The organism is Salinicola sp. DM10, assembly GCF_017306975.2.
Classification (GTDB): domain Bacteria; phylum Pseudomonadota; class Gammaproteobacteria; order Pseudomonadales; family Halomonadaceae; genus Salinicola.
On the sequence record NZ_JAFLEN020000007.1, the window covers coordinates 1 to 17,963 of the forward strand.

The following is a 17,963-nucleotide window of genomic DNA, read 5'->3' on the forward strand; positions in this document are numbered from 1 at the left end:
TCACGCAAGACAAGCGCCCACATCAATTACCTGATCGATTGTTAAAGAGCGTCCTTACTTGAAGCCTCGTCTCACGTGGAGATCCGAGCCTTCTGCCGTGACCCGAAAGTGACTCAAGTGCTTGTCAGCGCTTGCTTTCTGGGCCGCCGTAAGGAGAGGCGTATTTTAAGGATCTTGGCGAAGATGTCAACGTCTTTCTTGTCGATTCTTGCCCGGCTCACGTTGCTGCTTGAGAACCGATCCTGGAAAAGCGAGGGGCACATCTTGCCGCCTCCGAGGCTAAGCGTCAATCGATTTTTTTCAATCTTTTCAACAGCTTAGCTAGCCTTTCTACCAACCCCGAGAACCTGTCTCGGCGTCAGCGGATGCGTACTTTACGGATCTCCCCCGGCCTTGGCAAGGGGAAATGTCGAAAAAGTGTCGCCGCGTTCCGGCGCCGGCGCTAGAGGCCGCGTATGGCGTGACTTCTGAAGGAAAATCCATCAGGCCAGAGACGCCGACGCCCGCACGAGGCGGGCGTCAATAGCCGTCGATGGCAGTCCTGCGTCAGTCGTCCTGGGCCTGCTGGTCACCAGAGGCGCTGCGGCGCTTGTCCCGGCGCGCCTTGTTGAGTCGCCCCAGCGCAAACAGCGGCCCCGACACCACGTAGCAGCCAAAGAGCGCCAGCAGCATCACCGAGGGTTCGATCGAGATCAGCACGAACAGCAGCACGATCACCAGCAGGAAGACGAAGGGCACGGGGCCCTTGAAGTCGATCTCCTTGAAGCTGTGGTAGCGCACGTTGCTCACCATCAGTACGCCGGCGGCGGCGACGACAACCGTCATCAGTACCTTGAAGCCGATGGACTCGGCATCGAAGGTATGGAAGACCCAGACGCAGCCGGCGACCACTGCGGCGGCCGAGGGGCTGGGCAGGCCGACGAACCACTTCTTGTCGGTACTGCCGATCTGCACGTTGAAGCGTGCCAGCCGCAGCGCCGCCCCGGAGACGAAGATGAAGGCAGCGATCCAGCCGATCTTGCCGATATCCTGGAGAATCCAGGTGAAGGCAACCAGCGCCGGCGCCATGCCGAACGAGACCATGTCGGCGAGGCTGTCGAATTCGGCGCCGAAGGCGCTCTGGGTGTTGGTCAGGCGCGCCACCCGGCCATCCAGACCGTCGAGCACCATGGCGATGAAGATCGCGATCGCCGCCTTGGCGTAGTCACCGTTGATCGCCGCGACGATCGAGTAGAAGCCGGCGAACAGCGCCGAGAGGGTGAACAGATTGGGCAGCAGATAGATGCCGCGACGGCGGATGCGCTTGCCGTTCTCCACCGTTTCCTCGATCACCTCGTCCTCGTCGTCGAACAGCGGCGAGGTCGCGCCGATGGTGATGGTTTCGGGCTCCTGCTCGTGGTGGCGTTCTTCCTGCGTCATGGCGGCGAGTCCTTTGATATCGAGAGCGTTCCGGTATGCAAGCCGGGCAATTCTACCCACAGCCTAGCGGCAATCGCGACACATACCCTACCCGCGCACGCAAACTTTCACCCGGGCAGACAAGCGGACATACACGCAAAAGGGGCGCGACCTCGGTCGCGCCCCTCGTTGCCTACCGCGTTCGATGCAGCTCAGTTCTTGCTCTTGTCGACCAGCTGGTTGGCGGTGATCCACGGCATCATGCCACGCAGCTTCTCACCCACCTGCTCGATCGGGTGCTCGGCGGTCTGGCGCCGGCGGGCGTTGAGCGAGGCGTAGTTGCAGGCGCCTTCGGCGATGAACATCTTGGCGTATTCGCCATCCTGGATGCGCTTGAGTGCCTTGCGCATCGCTTCTTTCGAGCTCTCGTTGATGATCTCGCGGCCGGTCACGTATTCACCGTACTCGGCGTTGTTGGAGATCGAGTAGTTCATGTTGGCGATGCCGCCTTCGTACATCAGGTCGACGATCAGCTTGAGCTCATGGAGACACTCGAAGTAGGCCATCTCGGGGGCGTAGCCCGCTTCGGTCAGGGTCTCGAAACCCGCCTTGACCAGCTCGACCGCGCCGCCGCAGAGGACCGCCTGCTCGCCGAACAGGTCGGTTTCGGTCTCGTCCTTGAAGGTGGTCTCGATGATCCCGCTGCGGCCACCGCCGATCGCCGCGGCGTAGGAGAGTGCGATCTCCTTGGCCTGGCCGGAGGCGTTCTGGTGGATCGCGATCAGGTCGGGGATACCACCGCCACGCACGAACTCGGAACGTACGGTGTGGCCCGGCGCCTTGGGCGCGACCATGATCACGTCGAGATCGGCGCGCGGCTGGACCTGGCTGTAGTGGATGTTGAAGCCGTGGGCGAAGGCAACGGTGGCACCCTCTTTCAGGTTCGGCTCGATCTCCTGCTCGTAGATCACCTTCTGGTTCTCGTCCGGCGCCAGGATCATGACCACATCGGCGCTCTTGCACGCCTCGGCGACGCTGGCCACCTTGAGGCCGGCACCTTCGGCCTTGGCGGCGGAAGAGGAACCCTTGCGCAGTGCCACGGTCACGTCGACACCGGACTCCTTCAGGTTATTGGCGTGGGCGTGGCCCTGGGAGCCATAACCCACGATGGTGACCTGCTTGGATTGGATCAGCGCGAGGTCACAGTCCTTGTCGTAATACACGTGCATGGCAAACTCCGATATCGATGCGAGCAGTCTGAAAAGTGTCGGGTCGGTATAGCGATCGCGCCGGCCGCCAGAGCGGGCGGTGATCGTCGAACCGTGATGCCACGATAAGGCAAGCGCCTCGTTGCGTAAAACGCTATATTTGCAATGCGACATTTCACATTCAGCAACGAGCACGCTTCATGGACTATCGCCCGCTCACCCACTTTCTGGCCCTGGCCGACCATCTCCACTTCGGCCGCGCCAGCGACGCCTGCCATGTCAGCCCCTCGACCCTGAGCCGCTCTCTGCGCCAGCTCGAGGAGAGCCTGGGCGTGACCCTGTTCGAGCGCGACAATCGCCATGTCGAGCTGACCCGGGAGGGGCAGCTTTTCCACACCTATGCGCGGGAGACGCTGGAGCAGTGGCAGACGCTGCAGCGCGAGCTGATGGCAGAGACTCGGGAGCTTGCCGGCGAACTCAGCATCTACTGTTCGGTCACCGCCAGCTACAGCTTCCTCTACCGTCTGCTGAGCGAATTCCGCCAGCGCCATCCGCGCATCGAGATCAAGCTGCACACCGGCGACCCGGCGGATGCGATTGCCCGGGTCCAGGCCGAGCAGGAGGAGATGGCGATCACCGCGCGCCCGCGCAGCCTGCCGGACGCGGTGGCGTTCAAGCCGCTGGCGACGTCGCCGCTGGTGTTCATCGCCCCGCGTGACGGTGCCGCCTGGCTGCCGGCGACCCCGGAGGTGCCAACGCCTGCCCAGTGGCGCGACGTGCCGATGATCCTGTCGGAGTCGGGGCTTTCCCGCGATCATGCCGACACCTGGTTCCGCGCCCTCGGGGTACGTCCGCGCATCTACGCCCAGGTCGCCGGCAACGAAGCGATCGTCAGCATGGTCGGGCTCGGCTTCGGCGTGGGCATCGTGCCGCGCATCGTGCTCGACAACAGCCCGCTGCTCGACCGTATCGCCATTCTGCCGGTCAAGCCCGAGCTGCCCCACTACGACGTCGGCCTGTGCGTGCTCAAGCGCCGTCTCAAGAGCGCCCTGATCGAAGCGCTCTGGACGCAATTGCCGGGCTGAACCACGTTCGACCGCGCTACCCCGGCGCGCCCCGCGAGTCCCCATTCCACGAGCCCCAATCCCGAGACCCCATAGCAAAACGCCCGGCGGAATCGCTTCCGCCGGGCGTCGTGCCATTGCCGTCGACGCGGCTACAGCGACAGCAGCTTGTCGCCGCGGGCGATACCGGAAACCCCGGTCCGCGCCACTTCGAGAATGCCGATCGGCGCCATCGCCTGGACGAAGGCGTCGAGCTTGCCGGCATCGCCGGTGATCTGCACGGTGTAGACGCTCGGCGTCACGTCCACGATCTGCGCCCGAAAGATGTCCGCGGTGCGCTTGACCTCGTCACGGCTGGCGCCCAGCGCCTTGACCTTGACCAGCATCAGCTCGCGCTCGATATGGTTGCCCTCGGTCAGGTCGACCAGCTTGACCACGTCGATCAGCTTGTTGAGGTGCTTGGTGATCTGCTCGATCACCCGGTCGTCGCCCACCGTGGTGACGGTCAGCCGCGACAGCGAGGGATCTTCCGTCGGCGCCACGTTCAGCGTTTCGATGTTGAAGTTGCGCTGGGAGAACAGCCCCACCACGCGGGACAGGGCGCCGGGTTCGTTTTCCAGCAGAATCGAGATGATATGGCGCATCAGGTCCGCTCCGTCTTCGACAGCAACATGTCACGCATGGAGCCCAGCGGCACCTGCATCGGATAGACGTGTTCGAAAGGATCGACGTAGATATCGAGGAACACGAGTTCGTTGGTGTCGGCAAAGGCACGCTCCAGCGCCGGCTCCAGCTCAGCGAAGGTCGTCACCTTGATCGCGGTGAAGCCGTAGGCCTCGATCAACTTGGCGAAGTCCGGCAGCGACTCCATGTAGGAGTGGGCGTGGCGAGACTTGTAGTTGAGATCCTGCCACTGGCGCACCATGCCCAGCGACTGGTTGTTGAGGTTGACGATCTTGACCCCGACATCGAACTGCTTACACGTCGACAGCTCCTGCATCATCATCTGGAAGCTGCCTTCACCGGTGAAGCAGACCACGTCGTCCTGCGGGAAATTGAGCTTGACGCCCATCGCCGCCGGGAAGCCGAAGCCCATGGTGCCGAGGCCGCCGGAGGTGATGAACCGGTTGGGCTTGGCGAACTTGTAGTACTGGGCCGCGAACATCTGGTGCTGCCCCACGTCGGTAGTGACGAAGGCTTCGCCGCGGGTGGCGCGGTAGACCGCCTCGATCACCTCCTGCGGCTTGAGTGCCTCGCCCGGCTTCGACGGCTCGTAGAGCTTGCCTTCGCGCTCGGCGCGCCAGCCGTCGATGGTTTTCCACCACTCGGTGAGTGCATCGGGGCTGGCCGGCTCGCGGTCCTGCAGCAGGCTGATCATCTCGTCGATCACGCTGCCTGCGGCACCGACGATGGGCACGTCCGCGCGCACCGTCTTGGAGATCGAGCTGGGGTCGATATCGACATGCACGATCTTGGCCGTGGGGCAGAACTTCGAGGTGTTGTTGGTGACGCGGTCATCGAAGCGCGCGCCGATGGCGATGATCAGATCGGCGTGGTGCATCGCCATGTTGGCTTCATAGCTGCCGTGCATGCCGAGCCAGCCGAGGGAGCAGCGGTCACCCTGGGGGAAGCCGCCGATCCCCATCAGCGTGGTGGTGATCGGAAAGCCCAGACGCTGCACCAGATCGGTCAGCGCCTCGGAGGCGCGCCCGGTGATGATGCCACCGCCGGTATAGAACACCGGACGCCGCGCCTTGAGCATCATGTCGACCGCTTTCTTGATCTGGCCGGTATGCCCGCGCGTGACCGGGTTGTAGGAGCGAATCTTGACCTTCTTCGGATAGACGTACTCGTAGCGCTCGGTGGGCGACGTCATGTCCTTGGGAATGTCCACCAGCACCGGGCCGGGGCGTCCGGTGGCGGCGAGGTAGAACGCCTTCTTCAGCACCTCGGGGATCTCGCTCGGGTGCTTGATCGAGAAGCTGTGCTTCACCACCGGGCGCGTCACGCCGACGATATCGGTCTCCTGGAAGGCGTCTTCGCCGATCAGGTGGCTCATCACCTGGCCGCACAGCACCACCATGGGAATCGAGTCCATGTAGGCGGTGGCGATGCCGGTGACGGCATTGGTGGCGCCGGGACCGGAGGTGACCAGCACCACGCCGGGCTTGCCGGTGGCACGGGCATAGCCGTCGGCGGCGTGGGTCGCGGCCTGTTCGTGGCGAACGAGAATGTGCTTGACGCTATCCTGGCGAAAGAGGGCATCGTAGATGTGCAATGCCGCACCGCCCGGGTAGCCGTAGATATGCTCCACCCCTTCGTCTTTCAGGAAGCGGGCGATCATATCGGCGCCGGAAAGTAATTCCACTGGTGAGTCTCCCCTGGAGGTTCGAGTGCCACTGCGCGATTTCCGCGATCGCGTAGCGTTAATGCGGCGGTACGCCGCTACCGACATGCCGTCGGCGCCTGATGCCATAATCCTGGCTATGGGCCCTGGGTGGGGACCCGCACTCATGGAAACCGTCGTGACCGGCAGGTCGACGCGGCTCCCGGCACGGCAGATCGCCGTGTGGGGTTGGCGGGGACGAGCGGGTGGCCCGTTCCCCTCTTTCCTGAGAAAGAGTTCCTTCGACAGGCGGGTAGAGGTCACGCAGAACCTACCCTTCACGCAGCGGCCAGGGGTCGCCCGACAATGGCTGCGCCCGCAATCAGGAGTCGCCTAGATTCTCCCAGCGCTCCCGGAGTGTCAACCTTGGCGGACACCCGGCGTCAGCGCCGGCCCTCGGCGCCCGACACGCGCCCCCTCCGTTTACCGAAGCGCGACGAAAGTCTACCGACGAACGCTCGCATCTGCGTCGATCCCTTGCTGTAATGCGCAAGCTGAATCGATTCATCTCATGCATACCGCGTCGTTCGACCCGGAGAAGGAGGAGTTCCATGTCGCGTATCGTCCAGTGGTCGATCACGGTAGCCCTGGCCGGGTTTCTATTCGGCTTCGATACCGCGGTCATCTCCGGCGCCGACAAGCCCATCCAGGCGCTGTGGGGGCTGAGCGACCTGCAGCACGGTCTGCTGGTGATGTCGATGGCGCTGTGGGGCACGGTGATCGGCGCCATCTGGGGCAACTACCCCACCGACCGCCTGGGCCGGCGCGCCACCCTGCTGCTGATCGGCGGGCTCTATCTGATCTCGGCGGTGGGCTCGGCACTGGCCAGCGATCCTTACTGGTTCTCGTTCTTCCGCCTAATAGGCGGTATCGGTGTGGGCGTCTCCTCGGTGGCGGCTCCCACCTATATTTCCGAGATCGCGCCGAGCGAGCGCCGTGGCCTGCTGGTGGGGCTCTATCAGTTCAACGTGGTATTCGGCATCCTGATGGCGTTCGTCTCCAACTATGTGATCGGCGCGCTGGTCGACGGCCAGGCGTGGCGCTGGATGCTCGGCGTCGAGGCGCTGCCGGCGCTGATCTACACCCTGATGGTGCTGCGCATTCCGCGCAGCCCGCGCTGGCTGATCCTGCACCGCAACGACACCGAGGGCGCCGCCGCGGTGCTGCGTCAGCTCGACCCGCAGGCCGACGTCGACGCCCAGGTCACCGCCATTCGCGCCGCCGACGACAGCGACGGGCAGCAGGCGCGACCGGCGTTCTTCTCCGGCCGCTATCGCCTGCCGATCCTGCTGGCGTTCCTGATTGCCTTCTTCAATCAGCTCTCCGGCATCAACTTCATCATCTACTACGCCCCCCGGGTACTCGAAGCGGCCCAGCTCGGCAGCAGCGCGGCCCTGCTCTCGACCGTGGGCATCGGGGTGATCAACCTGCTGTTCACCATGCTCGGCATGGCACTGATCGACCGCCTGGGGCGGCGCACCCTGCTCTATATCGGCTCGGTGGGGTATATCGTCTCGCTGGTGCTGATCTCGCGCGCCTTCTTCTCGAATGATCTGGGCGGCCTCGACGTGCCCTTGCTGCTGTGTCTGTTCATCGCCGCCCACGCCATCAGCCAGGGGGCGATCATCTGGGTCTTCATCGCCGAAATCTTCCCCAACCAGGTACGCGCCCGCGGCCAGTCCTTCGGCAGCTCGGTGCACTGGATCTGTGCCGCCTGCATTGCGCTAGTGATGCCCACGGTGCTGGGGCACTTCAACGGCGGGCCGGTATTCGCCTTCTTCGCCGTGATGATGGTGCTGCAGGTGCTGTTCGTGATGTTCCTGATGCCCGAGACCAAGGGCGTCTCGCTGGAGGCGCTGCAGCGCCGCCTGGTGCGCGGCGCGAGCGACCCGACGGCGCCCCGGCGCCAGCCCGCCCGCGCCTGAGCAACCCGGGCTCTCGGCAAGCCCCGCCCCAGAAAAGACAAGAGCCCCGCCTATCGGCGGGGCTCTGTCATGGTTATGCGTCGTGCAGCGATATCAGGTCGAGAACACCAGATGATCGTCCTCGGCGCGGACCCGGATGGTATCGCCCGGAGCAAAGCGCCCGGCCAGTAGATCCTGCGCCAGCGGGTTCTCGATCCGGTTCTGGATCGCACGCTTGAGCGGGCGCGCCCCGTAGACGGGGTCGAAGCCCACCACCGCCAGCTGGGCCATGGCGTCGCTGCTGACCTCGAGCCCGAGATCGCGCTCGGCGAGCCGCCGGCGCAGACGCTCGAGCTGGATCGAGGCGATCGCCTGGATCTGCTCCTGGCCAAGGGCGTGGAACACCACCACCTCGTCGATACGGTTGATCAGCTCGGGGCGGAAGTGGTTGCCCACCACGGCCATCACCGCATCGCGCATCGCCGCGTAGTCGGACTCCTCGCCGCCCATGCGCTGGATCACATCGGAGCCCAGGTTGGAGGTCATCACAATCACGGTGTTGCGGAAATCCACCGTGCGCCCCTGGCCATCGGTCAGGCGCCCATCCTCGAGTACCTGCAGCAGGATGTTGAAGACATCCGGATGCGCCTTCTCGACCTCGTCGAGCAGCAGCACCGAGTAAGGCTTGCGGCGAACGGCCTCGGTCAGGTAGCCGCCCTCTTCGTAGCCGACATAGCCCGGCGGCGCCCCGATCAGCCGCGCCACCGAGTGCTTCTCCATGAACTCGGACATGTCGATGCGCACCATCGCTTCCTCGGTGTCGAAGAGGAAACTGGCCAGCGACTTGCACAGCTCGGTCTTGCCCACCCCGGTGGGACCGAGGAACAGGAACGAACCGTTGGGCCGGTTGGGATCGGAGAGCCCGGCCCGCGAACGGCGCACGGCGTTGGCCACCGCGGTGACCGCTTCGTCCTGGCCGATCACCCGCTCGTGCAGCGCCTCCTCCATGCGCAGCAGCTTGTCACGCTCGCCCTCGAGCATCTTGGCCACCGGAATCCCGGTCCAGCGCGACACCACTTCGGCAATCTCCTCCTCGGTCACGTTGGAGCGCAGGAGCTGGTGCTCCGCCGCGCCGCTGGCCTCGCTCTCGCTGCTCTCGGCGATCTGCTGCTCGAGCTTAGGGATGACCCCGTACTGCAGCTCGGACATGCGTCCGAGATCGCCCTGGCGCCGCGCCGCTTCGAGGTCGATACGCGCCTGTTCGAGATCGGCCTTGTACTGGGCCGCCCCCTGGATGCTGGCCTTCTCCGCCTTCCACACCTGCTCGAGGTCGGCGTATTCGCGCTCGAGTTCATCGATCAGGCTTTCGAGATTCTCCAGGCGCTTGCGCGAGGCCTCGTCGGTCTCCTTCTTCAGCGCCTCACGCTCCATCTTGAGCTGGATCAGACGCCGTTCGAGACGATCCATCTCCTCCGGCTTGGAGTCGAGCTCCATGCGGATGCGCGAGGCCGCCTCGTCGATCAGGTCGATCGCCTTGTCGGGGAGCTGGCGGTCGGTGATGTAGCGGGTCGAGAGCTTGGCCGCGGCGATGATCGCGCCGTCGGTGATGTCGACCCCGTGGTGGACCTCGTAGCGCTCCTTGAGCCCGCGCAGGATGGCGACGGTGTCCTCTTCGCTGGGCTCGTCCACCAGCACCTTCTGGAAGCGTCGCTCCAGCGCCGCATCCTTCTCGATGTACTGGCGGTACTCGTCGAGGGTGGTCGCCCCCACGCAGTGCAGCTCACCGCGGGCCAGCGCCGGCTTGAGCATGTTGCCGGCATCCATCGAGCCCTCGGCCTTGCCCGCGCCGACCATGGTGTGCAGCTCGTCGATGAACAGGATCACCCGACCCTCTTCCTTGGCCAGCTCGTTGAGCACCGCCTTGAGCCGCTCCTCGAAGTCGCCGCGGAACTTGGCCCCGGCCAGCAGTGCGCCCATGTCCAGCGACAGCACGCGCTTCTCCTTGAGCCCCTCCGGCACCTCGCCGTTGACGATGCGCTGCGCCAGCCCTTCGACGATCGCGGTCTTGCCCACGCCTGGCTCGCCGATCAGCACCGGGTTGTTCTTGGTCCGCCGCTGCAGCACCTGGATGGTGCGGCGAATCTCGTCGTCGCGCCCGATCACCGGGTCGAGCTTGCCGTCGCTGGCGCGGGCGGTCAGGTCGAGGGTGTACTTTTCCAGCGCCTCGCGCTTCTCTTCGGCGTTGGCGTCGTCGACCTGAGCGCCACCGCGCACCTCGCTGATCGCCGTGGCCAGACGCTTACGCTCCAGCCCGGCCTGGGTCAGTACCTTGGCCACGCCGCCCTTGAGATCGAGCGCGGCGAGCAGCACCAGCTCGATCGCGATGTAGTGGTCACCGCGGCTCTGGGCCTCGCGGTCGGCCAGATTGAACAGCCGCCCCAGGTCCTGGCTCATGCTGACGTTGCCGTCGAACTGGCCGACTTCGGGCAGCTTGTCGAGATAGCTCGTCAGCCCCTCGCGCAGACGGCTGACGTCGCCGCCCGCCTTCTGCACCAGGCCCTTGACGCCGCTGTCGCGCATCTCCAGTAGCGCCATCAGCAGGTGGCCCGGGTCGAGCTGATTGTGGCCGCGGCCAACCGCCAGCGATTGCGCCTCGGCCAGGGCGTTCTGCAACTTCGTGGTCATGCGATCCATACGCATCGGATTCCCTCCAGAGCCGGCCGACCGGGTCGGCGGCGAATCAGTTCATCAGTTGACAGCTAGATGGAGGTATGTTTGCACAATTCAAGCGCTGCGCATGAAAAATTCGCCTGCGCCAAATGGACGCAGACGAATCTCATTCATGTGAGAGTCGGATACTGGGGGAGCAGGAAAGCGCGCCTCAGCGCAGCCAGATCACGCTGGCCATATGCCCGGTGCGACCCTGATCACGGCGGTAGGAGTAGAAACGCGTCTCGTCGCAGGCGGTGCAAAAGTGACCCCCGCTGATCGAGTGGATGCCCAGGCGTTCGAGGCGCAGACGCGCCAGCTTGTAGAGATCGGCCATGTGGTGGCCGAGCCGGTAGGGGCTGCGATCGAAGGCGCTCTCGGCCTCCGGCTGGACCGCAACGAAGGCTTCGAACACCTCCGGGCCGACCTCGAACTGGGCATTCGAGATCGCCGGCCCGAACCACACCAGGATCTCGCTCGGATCGACGCCCAGCGCGGCCACGCTGGCCTCCAGCACGCCACCGGCGAGGCCACGCCAGCCGGCGTGGGCCACGCCTACTCGGGTCCCCGCACGATCGCAGAAGAACACCGGCAGGCAGTCGGCGGTGAGCACCACGCAGGCGTAGTCACGCCCGCTGGTGACCGCCGCATCGGCCTCGGGCGGCGTCTCGCGGTACTCGGGCTGATAGCTCTGCATCACCCGCGCCCCATGGACCTGCTTGAGCCAGAACAGCGGGCGCCCATCGCCCACCTCCAGCGACAGCAGCTCACGGCAGCGCGCCACCGTCTGCGGGTCGTCGCCCTTGAAGCCCTGCGGATTGAAGGCGGAGAAGTGGCCGCGGCTGGGGCCTGTCTGACGCGTGGTGACGAAGGCGCCGACGGTGCTCGGCGCCGCCCAGTCAGGCAGGATCAGCGTCGGCGCATCGCTGGCCGGCGGGGCCATGCCGGGCAGTCCGGAAGCGTCACTCAGACTCATGCCTCGCCCTCCCGGTCCTGACGCAGCGCATCCAACAGCAAAAACATGTCATCGGGCAGCGGCGCGCGGCACTCCACCGGCTCGCCGCTGACGGGATGCGTGAAGCGCAGCTTGTGCGCATGCAGCGCCTGGCGCGGGAAATCGCGCAGCAGCGTCTTAAGCGACTCGCCGGCGCCGGCGGGCAGCTTGAGCCGCCCGCCATAGACCGGGTCCCCAACCAGCGGGTAGCGCACGTGGGCCAGATGCACGCGGATCTGGTGGGTGCGTCCGGTCTCCAGACGACAGCGCACGTGGGTGTGCCCGCGGAAGCGCTCCTGGACCCGGTAGTGGGTCACCGCCGGCTTGCCACCCGCGGTGACCGCCTGACGCTGACGATCCTTGGGATGGCGCCCGATCGGCGCATCCACGGTGCCGCCGGCGGTCATGGTGCCGACCACGATGGCGTCGTACTCCCGCGACACGCTGCGCGCCTGCAGCTGCTCGACCAGCGCGGTCTGGGCCTCCAGCGTCTTGGCCACCATCATCAGCCCGGTGGTGTCCTTGTCGAGACGGTGCACGATGCCGGCACGGGGGATACCGGCCAGCGCCGGAAAATGGTGCAACAGGGCGTTGAGCAGGGTGCCGTCGGGGTTGCCGGCGGCGGGATGCACCACCAGCCCGGCGGGCTTGTCGATCACCACCACCGCGTCGTCTTCGTGGACGATGGACAGCGGGATATCCTGCGCCTCCCAGCGGGTCTCGGCTTCCAGCTGCGCGTCGAGCGCCAGCCGTTCACCGCCGAACACCTTGTCCTTGGGTCGCGCCGTGCGCCCGTCGAGGCTCAGCTCGCCCTGCTGGATCCAGCTCTTGAGCCGCTCGCGGGAGAACTCGGGGAACATTTCGGCCGCCGCCTGGTCCAGACGTCGTCCGGCCAAATGCTCGGGTATGCGCTCGTCACGCTTGAGGATGTCGGCCATACGTCGGGAAGGATTCCGTTTCGCCGGTACATTTCGCCGCTACCGGGGTTTGCTTTATAGTGAGCGGATTCGGCGGATTCTATCACGGCCGCCAGGGATTGGTTGATACGAGGATGACGATGCGATTTTCAGCGCGATTTCCCGCACTGGGCGCCCTGCTGATGTCGGGCGCGCTGCTCGCCGGGTGCGCCAGTAACGAGCCCGCCCCCGATCTGCAGGAGCAGGAGCTCTACCAGCAGGCCCAGAGCTCGCTCGATGCCGGCCGTTTCTCCACCGCGGTGACCCAGCTGGAAGCGCTCGATACCCGTTTCCCCTTCGGTCGCTACGCCGAGCAGGCGCAATTGGAGCAGATCTACGCCTACTACAAGGTGGAGAACTGGGAGCAGGCGCGCGCCGCCGCCAGCCGCTTCATTCGCCTGCACCCGGATCATCCGCAGGTCGACTACGCCTACTACATGCGTGGGCTGGCCGCCTATCAGGCGGGCCGCTTCAGCCTCGAAGGCCTGGAGCTGATCGACATCTCCAAGCGCGACCTGGGCGCCTCGCGTGACGCCTATGTCGACTTCGGCGAGCTGGTGCGGCGCTTCCCCGACAGCGCCTACGCCCCGGATGCGCGCCAGCGCATCATCTATCTGCGCAACGTGATGGCGCGCCACGAGCTGCAGGTGGCCGACTTCTACCTGCGCAAGGGCGCCTATGTCGCCGCGATCGAGCGCGGGCGCTGGGTGATCGAGCACTACCCCAAGTCCACCGCGACCCGCGATGCCCTGGCGGTGATGGTCGAAGGCTACCTGGGTCTGGACATGCGCGGTCGCGCCCAGAGCGTGCTCAAGACGCTGATCGCCAACGACCCCGACAACGCCCAGCTCGATGGCAACACTTTCGAGCCCAAGCACGTCAAGGTGAACCCGCCGCTCACAGCCAACGGCTGAGCCGGGACCCAAAAAAACCGCGACCTCGTCGCGGTTTTTTTATGCCTTAAATGGGCCTGATCAGAGGCCTGGCCAGGGCCTGACTAGGCGCCGGGCTGCCACCCATTGACGATCGGATAGCGCCGATCGCGGCCGAAGCCACGCAGCGTCACCCGCACGCCCACCGGCGCCTGACGCCGCTTGTACTCGTTGCGGTCGACCAGCTTGACCACCTTGTAGACGTCGTCGCGATCATAGCCGGCGGCGATGATCGCCTCGGCGCTCATGTCGCCTTCGATATAGCGCTCGAGAATGGCGTCGAGCACGTCGTAGCCCGGCAGCGAGTCGCTGTCCTGCTGGTCGGGGGCCAGCTCGGCCGAGGGCGGCCGGGTGATCACCCGCTCGGGGATCGCCGGGGACTGGGCATTACGCCACTTGGCCAGCCGGTAGACCCAGGTCTTGTAGACATCCTTGAGTGCGTTGTAGCCGCCGACCATATCACCGTAGAGGGTGGCATAGCCCACCGCCATCTCGCTCTTGTTGCCGGTGGTCTGGACCATCAGCCCTTTCTTGTTGGAGATCGCCATCAGCAGCACACCGCGCACCCGCGACTGCAGATTCTCCTCGGTGGTATCCGCCCCCAGGCCGCTGAAGCTCTCGGCCAGGGTGGCGGTGAACGCCTCGACCATCGGCGCGATCGGCATCACCTCGTAGCCGACGCCGAGCAGTCGGGCCTGTTCGGCGGCGTCGGCGCGGGAGATCTCGGCGGTGTAGTGATACGGCATCATCACCGCATGGACCCGTTCGGGGCCGAGCGCATCGACGGCGATCGCCAGCGACAGCGCCGAGTCGATGCCCCCGGAGAGCCCCATCACCACGCCCTGGAAACCACTCTTGTTGACATAGTCGCGCAGCCCGGTGACCAGCGCGCAGTAGAGATTCTCCTCGCTCTCCGGCAGCGCCTCGCGCTCGCCCGGCTCGGGGTGCCAGCCGGCGTCCGCGGCGACGAAGCGCACCGGCATCAGCCCGGCCTGCCAGAACGGCGCGCGTACCGCGACCTCACCCCGAGCATCCAGCACCAGCGAGCCGCCGTCGAATACCAGCTCGTCCTGGCCGCCGATGGCGTTGACGTAGACCACCGGCCGGCCCGCCTCGCGGGCGCGGGTGGCGAACAGCCGCTCGCGCTCGGCGGGCTTGTCGAGATGGAACGGCGAGGCGTTGAGCGTGACCAGGATATCGGCGCCGGCCTGCGCCGACTGCCGGACCGGGGCACCGTCCCACAGATCCTCGCAGATCAGGATGCCGAGCCGCGCGCCAGCGTGCTCGATCACCAGCGGCTGGGTGCCGGGCTCGAAGTAACGGTCCTCGTCGAACACCTGGTAGTTGGGCAGCGCCTGCTTGGCGTACTCGCCGAGCCACTCGCCCCCCAGCAGCACGCCGGCGAGGTTGTAGCGCTTGCCGTCGCGCAGGCCGGGATACCCCATCACCACCAGGGTCTGCGGCGCGAACTTGGCGATCTTCTGCGCCATCTCCGCCAGCGCCTCGGCCAGGCGCGGCTCCATCGCCTCGCGCAGCAGCAAATCTTCGGGCGGGTAGCCGGTGAGATAGAGCTCGCTGAACACCACCACGTCGGCGTCGTGCTCGAGCTTCGCCTCGCGCACGGCCTCGATCGCCGCTGCGGTATTGCCGGCGATATCGCCGACCAGCGGGTCGAGCTGTGCCATTACCAGGGTCAGGTCTTGCATGGGTCCACTCTTCTCCAGACAGCTACGACAGGGTTGGCTGGCGCCCCGAAAGCGGCCTCGGCGACGTCACGATCATTTTCGCCCATGGTCGCGGCCAGGGCAAAATCCGCGCTCAGCGCGGCAGGTAAGGGGTCGGGTCGACGATCGGCGCGCAGCCGATCAGCTGATCCACCAGCAGCCGGGTCGAGGCGGGTGCCAGCACCAGGCCGTTGCGGTAGTGACCGGCATTGATATGCAGCCCGTCGAACTCCGGCACCGCACCGATGGTCGGGATGCCCTCGGGCGAGCCGGGGCGCAGCCCGGCCCAGTGGTGCTCGACCTCGCACTCGGCCAGCGCCGGCACGATGCTGCAGGCGCTGGCGTGCAGCGAGTCGAACGCCGCGGCCGTGGTCTGCTTGTCGAAGCCGACCTCTTCGAGGGTCGAGCCGGCCAGCACGCGGCCATCGGCGCGCGGAATGACATAGCGGCCATCCTTGAGCACCACCCGCTCGACCAGCCCCGGTGGCGCCTTGAACAGAATCATCTGCCCGCGCACCGGGCGCACCGCCAGGGTAACGCCGACCGACGCCAGCAGCGCGCTCGACCAGGCCCCGGCGCAGACCACGGTGTGACCGGCGTGCAGCGCGCCGGTGTCGGTCTCGACCCCGCGGATGGCCGTGCCCTGGCGGATCAGCGCGCGCACCTCACGCCCCTCGTGCAGCGTCACCCCGGGGCTGGCGGCGAGGCGCGCGCGTAGCGCCTGGCCCAGACGCGGATTGCGAATGCTGCCCAGGGTCGGCATCCATAGCGCACCGTCGAATCCGGGTGCCGCCTGCGGCTCCTTGGCATACAGGGTCGCGGCATCGATGCGCGACAGCGGCTTGGCCACCTCGCGCGCCCAGTCGAGGGCGGCGGCGACATCCTCGACGCGCAGGTAGAGCAGCCCCTTCTGGCGGAACTCGGGGTCGATGCCGGTCTCTTCGAGCAGCCGCCCGGCGAGCTCCGGGTAGCGCCCCTCGGACCAGCTAGACAGCGCCGAGATCGGCCGCGAATAGCGCCAGGGGTAAAGCGGCGAGACGATGCCACCGCCGGCCCAGGAGGCCTCGCGGCCACAGCGCCCGCGCTCCACCAGCGCCACCGAGTGCCCGGCATCGGCCAGTTGCAGCGCCGTCAGCATGCCGATGACACCGCCCCCCACGATCAAGAAATCCTGCTGCATGTCGATATCCCGACAAAAGCCCGATGTTACCACCCGCACCGCCGCCCGTGCCCGACTTCGCCCGAGGAGATACCACCATCGCCCCGCCTACCGCTCACCGCCCGCCGTGTGCGCCCACCGCCTCGTCCCGATCGCCCCGACGCCGCCAGCGCGGCTTCACCCTGATCGAGCTGCTGGTCACCCTGGTGATCATCGGCATACTCGCCGGTATCGCGATCTCCACCAGCGGCTGGCTGGAGCGCCGCCACCTGGCCAGCGAGACCGAGGCCCTGCACCAGCGCCTGGAAGCGCTGCAGCAGCTCGCCGTGGCCACGCGCCAGCCGTGGCAGCTCTGCGCCCTCGGCGCCAACGGCCAGTGCGGCAAGAACTGGAGTCAGGGCTATCTATGGCAGCGGGCCGACGGCAACGGTGGACGCCTGGCGGGCGAGCATAGGCTGAGCGGCGTCACGCTGAGATGGAATAAAGGGAGTCGACTGACCTTCAACAGCACGCCGTGGCACTTCAATACGTCACTCGGCAGCTTCTGGGTCTGCACGGCCAGTGACGGCAACAAGCTGACCCTCAACGATGCCGGCCGGGTGACGCTGACCCAGGGTGATCGCAGCGGATGCCCTCCCTGAGGGCATCCGGACGTGGTTCAACGCGGCGTGCTGCGCTCCGCGGCACGCGCCTGAGCGCTGGAGAAGATCTCGCGGGCGCCGATGCAGCGCTCGACCTGACGCCCCTCGCCGGGCGCTTCCTGGTCGAGGAAGCGCTGCAGCGCACGCTGAGCCTCGCGCACCTCGTCGATCTCGATCCAGCGAATGCGCAGGGTGCCGTCGGCCTGACGCACTGCACACTTGGCCACCTCGCGCTCACCCGCCAGCGCAGGTGACAGCAGGCCGAGTAGACAGAGCACGAGCCCCGCCAGCCCCGCGACCGGTTTCATTGTCTGCATGCCCCTGACTCGCATCACCATGCCCCCTGCTCTGTGCCATTCAGCCGCCGCCCGGTATTGCCCTGAGAATCGATCCACAGCACGCCATCGCCCTGCTGCGGACTGCCCGCCTGAGGCGTCGCGGTCATGCGCACATACTGGCCCGCCGGCGGCGTCTGGCCCGAGCCCCCGCCGGAGCAACCCGCCTGATTGCCGCAGACCGCCAGCTGATAGTCGCTGTTGCCCAGGGTGCCGCCCCCGGTGAGGGTCGCCACATCGGGGGCGTATTGCAGAAACTGGCCGTAGTAGCTCTCCTGGCGCGCCATCGCGCTCTGCAGCAGCGCCTGGCCGTCGCTGCGCCGGGAGCGCTCGACATACTGCTGATAGCTGGGAATGGCGATCGCGGCGAGAATGCCGACGATCGCCACCACGATCATCAGCTCGATCAGGGTGAAACCACGCTGGCGCTGAGTCATAAAGGCTCCGTTCGCGGACTGGTAGGACAAAGGGGTAGAAAAAATAGGTATGAAAAAGAGGTAGAAAAAAGAGAGCGCCGTCGCGATCGAAGGCGATTCGGGACCAACGCCGGCGG

Annotated in this window: 15 protein-coding genes; 4 read left to right on the forward strand and 11 right to left on the reverse strand. The window is 66.2% G+C overall.

Annotated elements, in window-relative coordinates; genetic code table 11:
* Window positions 1–546: 546 nt before the first annotated feature.
* Entirely contained in the window at window positions 547–1,419 is an 873-nt protein-coding gene (gene pssA / locus J0A90_RS17375) for a CDP-diacylglycerol--serine O-phosphatidyltransferase (protein ID WP_051895614.1), read from the reverse strand.
* 191 nt (window positions 1,420–1,610) lie between these two features.
* Entirely contained in the window at window positions 1,611–2,627 is a 1,017-nt protein-coding gene (gene ilvC / locus J0A90_RS17380) for a ketol-acid reductoisomerase (protein ID WP_035470454.1), read from the reverse strand.
* Between the two features lie 179 nt (window positions 2,628–2,806).
* Here ilvC and ilvY point away from each other — a divergent pair, with 179 nt between their 5' ends.
* Complete coding sequence (gene ilvY, locus J0A90_RS17385) at window positions 2,807–3,691, forward strand: HTH-type transcriptional activator IlvY (protein WP_207037202.1); 885 nt, start codon at window positions 2,807–2,809, stop codon at window positions 3,689–3,691.
* 131 nt (window positions 3,692–3,822) lie between these two features.
* Here the strand turns inward: ilvY and ilvN are convergent, their stop codons facing one another.
* Window positions 3,823–4,314 (reverse strand): acetolactate synthase small subunit, encoded by a 492-nt coding sequence (ilvN, locus tag J0A90_RS17390; RefSeq protein WP_035470452.1) that lies wholly within the window; start codon window positions 4,312–4,314, stop codon window positions 3,823–3,825.
* Complete coding sequence (locus J0A90_RS17395) at window positions 4,314–6,038, reverse strand: acetolactate synthase 3 large subunit (protein WP_207037201.1); 1,725 nt, start codon at window positions 6,036–6,038, stop codon at window positions 4,314–4,316. The genes ilvN and J0A90_RS17395 overlap by 1 nt, the downstream gene beginning before the upstream one ends.
* A gap of 569 nt (window positions 6,039–6,607) precedes the next feature.
* On the opposite strand from J0A90_RS17395, the gene J0A90_RS17400 reads away from it, so the two are divergent.
* On the forward strand, window positions 6,608–7,981 hold the full coding sequence (locus J0A90_RS17400) for a sugar porter family MFS transporter (RefSeq protein WP_207037200.1): 1,374 nt from the start codon (window positions 6,608–6,610) through the stop codon (window positions 7,979–7,981).
* Window positions 7,982–8,074: 93 nt separating this feature from the next.
* Here the strand turns inward: J0A90_RS17400 and clpB are convergent, their stop codons facing one another.
* The 3 genes from clpB to rluD all read right to left on the reverse strand — a co-directional run bounded on the left by clpB (window position 8,075) and on the right by rluD (window position 12,601).
* A complete protein-coding gene (clpB, locus tag J0A90_RS17405; protein ID WP_207037199.1) occupies window positions 8,075–10,660 on the reverse strand; it encodes an ATP-dependent chaperone ClpB in 2,586 nt (861 codons plus the stop codon).
* 181 nt (window positions 10,661–10,841) lie between these two features.
* Window positions 10,842–11,645 (reverse strand): peptidoglycan editing factor PgeF, encoded by an 804-nt coding sequence (pgeF, locus tag J0A90_RS17410; RefSeq protein WP_370635811.1) that lies wholly within the window; start codon window positions 11,643–11,645, stop codon window positions 10,842–10,844.
* Window positions 11,642–12,601 carry a 23S rRNA pseudouridine(1911/1915/1917) synthase RluD gene (gene rluD / locus J0A90_RS17415; protein WP_207037198.1) on the reverse strand — a complete coding sequence of 320 codons (960 nt, stop codon included), beginning with the start codon at window positions 12,599–12,601 and terminating at the stop codon, window positions 11,642–11,644. Before rluD ends, pgeF begins: the two co-directional genes overlap by 4 nt.
* 119 nt (window positions 12,602–12,720) lie before the next feature.
* Here rluD and J0A90_RS17420 point away from each other — a divergent pair, with 119 nt between their 5' ends.
* Entirely contained in the window at window positions 12,721–13,533 is an 813-nt protein-coding gene (locus tag J0A90_RS17420) for an outer membrane protein assembly factor BamD (RefSeq protein WP_035470448.1), read from the forward strand.
* Between the two features lie 83 nt (window positions 13,534–13,616).
* Here the strand turns inward: J0A90_RS17420 and J0A90_RS17425 are convergent, their stop codons facing one another.
* Together J0A90_RS17425 and thiO are read right to left on the reverse strand one after the other, a co-directional pair.
* On the reverse strand, window positions 13,617–15,257 hold the full coding sequence (locus J0A90_RS17425; RefSeq protein ID WP_207037197.1) for an NAD+ synthase: 1,641 nt from the start codon (window positions 15,255–15,257) through the stop codon (window positions 13,617–13,619).
* 112 nt (window positions 15,258–15,369) lie between these two features.
* A complete protein-coding gene (gene thiO, locus J0A90_RS17430; protein ID WP_207037196.1) occupies window positions 15,370–16,455 on the reverse strand; it encodes a glycine oxidase ThiO in 1,086 nt (361 codons plus the stop codon).
* Between the two features lie 23 nt (window positions 16,456–16,478).
* Here thiO and J0A90_RS17435 point away from each other — a divergent pair, with 23 nt between their 5' ends.
* A complete protein-coding gene (locus J0A90_RS17435; RefSeq protein ID WP_207037195.1) occupies window positions 16,479–17,075 on the forward strand; it encodes a Tfp pilus assembly protein FimT/FimU in 597 nt (198 codons plus the stop codon).
* Between the two features lie 17 nt (window positions 17,076–17,092).
* Here the strand turns inward: J0A90_RS17435 and J0A90_RS17440 are convergent, their stop codons facing one another.
* Both J0A90_RS17440 and J0A90_RS17445 read right to left on the reverse strand, forming a co-directional pair.
* A complete protein-coding gene (locus tag J0A90_RS17440) occupies window positions 17,093–17,392 on the reverse strand; it encodes a hypothetical protein (RefSeq protein ID WP_207037194.1) in 300 nt (99 codons plus the stop codon).
* Between the two features lie 14 nt (window positions 17,393–17,406).
* Entirely contained in the window at window positions 17,407–17,847 is a 441-nt protein-coding gene (locus J0A90_RS17445; protein ID WP_255702234.1) for a type IV pilin protein, read from the reverse strand.
* Window positions 17,848–17,963: the final 116 nt, after the last annotated feature.